This is a genomic window from Nocardia sp. NPDC060220 (assembly GCF_042727815.1).
Lineage (GTDB): Bacteria > Actinomycetota > Actinomycetes > Mycobacteriales > Mycobacteriaceae > Nocardia.
In genome coordinates, this window is the sequence record NZ_JBHWZY010000859.1 from 1 (window position 1) to 2,857 (window position 2,857).

3 protein-coding genes are annotated in these 2,857 nt (G+C 69.7%); all 3 read left to right on the plus strand.

Translation table 11 applies throughout. The annotated features are described in order from the left end of the window. Positions 1–758 (plus strand): CaiB/BaiF CoA transferase family protein (locus tag ACFWF3_RS30820; RefSeq protein WP_379317224.1); only part of this gene is annotated, 758 nt, incomplete at its 5' end. After that, on the plus strand, positions 758–1,588 hold the full coding sequence (locus ACFWF3_RS30825; protein WP_379317226.1) for an enoyl-CoA hydratase/isomerase family protein: 831 nt from the start codon (positions 758–760) through the stop codon (positions 1,586–1,588). The genes ACFWF3_RS30820 and ACFWF3_RS30825, both read left to right, overlap by 1 nt. Positions 1,589–1,605: 17 nt before the next feature. Next, positions 1,606–2,751, plus strand: coding sequence for a thiolase family protein (locus ACFWF3_RS30830; RefSeq protein ID WP_379317228.1), 1,146 nt, complete (start codon positions 1,606–1,608; stop codon positions 2,749–2,751). Positions 2,752–2,857: the final 106 nt, after the last annotated feature.

Below are 2,857 nucleotides of genomic sequence, written 5' to 3' on the forward strand. Positions count from 1 at the left end.
TGTGCGCGGTCACCGGTTCGGCGGGCGCGCTCGCCAAGCCCGGTCCACCGGTCGCCGATGTCTGCTCCGGTCTGTACGCGGCGATCTCGATCCTGGCCATGCTGTCCGCGCGCGACCGGCGCACCCGGAAGGGGGCGGCGGTCACGGTCAGCCTGTTCGACACGATGGCCGAGGTGATGGGCTACCAGCTCACCTACACCCGGCATTCCGGCATCGATCAGCAGCCGCTCGGCATGAGTTCGCCAGCGGTGGCGCCCTACGGCGCGTACCCGACCGGTGACGGGCAGACCGTTGTTCTCGGCACCACCAATGACGGGGAATGGCAACGGCTCTCGCGTGAGCTGCTGGGACGAGCGGATCTGGCCGACGACCCACGATTCCGGAGCAATTCCGACCGGGTTCGTCATCGCGAGGTGCTCGACGCCGAGATCGGCGCGTGGTGCGCCGGCCACGACCTGGCCCACATCCAACAGGCCGCCGACACCGCGGGCATCGGCAACGCCCGCTACAACACCCCGAGCGAAGTGCTGGATCATCCCCAGCTGACCGAGCGCGATCGCTGGCGTCGGATCGATACCCCGGTCGGGCAGATCCCGGCGCTGCTCCCGCCCCCGATCATCGCCGGGTTCGACCCGCCGATGGGGGCGGTGCCCGCGCTGGGCGAACACACGAACGCGGTGCTCGCGGAGTTCGGTCTCACCGACGACGAGATCGCCCTGCTACGCCTGCACCGTCTCATCGCCACGGCCGTGCCCTGATGACACTGGGGGACAACGATATTCGCGACGAACAGATCCTGCTGACCGAAGACCGCAACGGCGTGCGCACGCTGACCCTGCATCGTCCGCACCGCAAGAACGCGATCAATCGGGAACTGTGGGCGGCGCTGCGGGAGGCGCTGGACGCGGCCGGCCGCGATCGCGACGTCCGCGCCCTCGTGCTCACCGGCGCGGGCGGGGCCTTCTGCTCCGGCGCGGATATCGCCACACCCGACCCCAGCCATCCCCTGCACAAGTTGCGCGCGCTCACCGATGTCGCGCTGCTGCTGCACGAGTTGCCGATTCCCACCATCGCCAAGGTGCACGGGGTGGCGGTCGGCGCGGGCTGGAATCTGGCACTGGGCTGCGATCTGGTGGTCGCGACGCCGGAGTCGCGGTTCTCGCAGATCTTCACCCGCCGCGGGCTCTCGCTCGATCTCGGCGGGTCGTGGTTACTGCCCAAACTCGTGGGGCTGCAGCAGGCCAAGCGGCTGGCGTTGCTGGCCGAGACGATCGACGCCGAGCGGGCGCACGCGCTGAACCTGGTGACGTGGGTCGTCGACGAACCCGAGCTCGACGCCTTCGTCGTCGAGCTCGCCGAACGGCTCGCCGCCGGACCGCCGGTGGCGCTGGCCCAGACCAAGGCACTGCTGAACGAGGGCGCGGACCGCACCCTGCGCGACGCGCTGGCCAATGAGGCTCGGGCGCAGGGGGTGAACTTCGCGACCGCCGACGCACCGGAAGCCTTCGCGGCGTTCGCGTCCGCCCGGGAACCGGAGTTCACCGGCCGCTGGGCGATCGCCCGGCAGACCGAACACAACGATGACTAGTTCGAATGGAGAGCGCCATGCGTGAGGTAGTAGTGGTCGAAGCGGTGCGCACGCCGTGGGGCAAACGCAACGGCGGACTGGCGGGGACCCATCCGGCGGACCTGTCCGCGGTGGTGCTCAGCGCCCTGATCGAGCGCACCGGGATCGACCCGGCCGTGATCGACGACGTGATCTGGGGCTGTGTCTCCCAGGTCGGTGACCAGTCGAGCAATATCGGGCGCTACGCGGTGCTGGCCGCCGGATGGCCGGAGAGCATTCCCGGCACGACGGTGAACCGGGCGTGCGGCTCGAGCCAGCAGGCGGTGGATTTCGCTGTGCAGGCGGTGATGTCGGGGCAGCAGGATGTCGTCGTCGCGGGTGGGGTCGAGGTGATGAGCCGGGTCCCGCTCGGCGCGGCGAAGGAGGGTGGGGCCCCCTACGGCCCGAAAGCCCGTGCGCGCTACCAGGATTTCTCGTTCAACCAGGGCATCTCCGCGGAGCTGATCGCCCAGAAGTGGGGGCTGGATCGCCATCGGCTCGACGAATTCGCCACGGTCTCGCACGAACTGGCCGCGGCCGCCCAGGACCGCGGCGCGTTCGACGCCCAGCTCGTGCCCGTCGAGACCGAAGCGGGGACGGTGACCGCCGACGAAGGCGTGCGCCGTGGGACCACACCCCAGACCCTGGCCAAGCTCAAGCCGGCCTTCCAGGCCGACGGTGTGATCCACGCGGGTAACTCCTCCCAGATCTCCGACGGTGCCGCCGCGGTGCTGGTGACGACACCGGAGCGGGCCCGCGAACTGGGGCTGACGCCGCTGGTGCGCTACCGCGCGGGCGCGGTGACCGGCGCCGACCCGGTACTCATGCTGACCGGTCCGATTCCGGCGACCGAGAAGGTCCTGCGCAAAGCCGGTCTCGACCTCGCCGAGATCGGTGTCTTCGAGGTGAACGAGGCGTTCGCGTCGGTGCCGCTGGCCTGGCTCGCCGAAACCGGCGCGGACGCCCAGCTGCTCAACCCGCTCGGCGGTGCCATCGCACTCGGTCATCCGCTCGGTGGTTCGGGGGCGGGTCTGCTCACCCGGATGGTTCATCACATGCGCGACAACGGAATTCGCTACGGCCTGCAAACGATGTGTGAGGGCGGCGGCACCGCCAACGCCGCCATCGTCGAACTGGTCGCCTGAGCAACAAGGAGACATCGGTGCGCCGAGACATCTACACCGAGGACCACGAAGCCTTCCGCGGGCTGGCCAGGGAATTCATCGACAAGGAGATCGCGCCCCACTACGC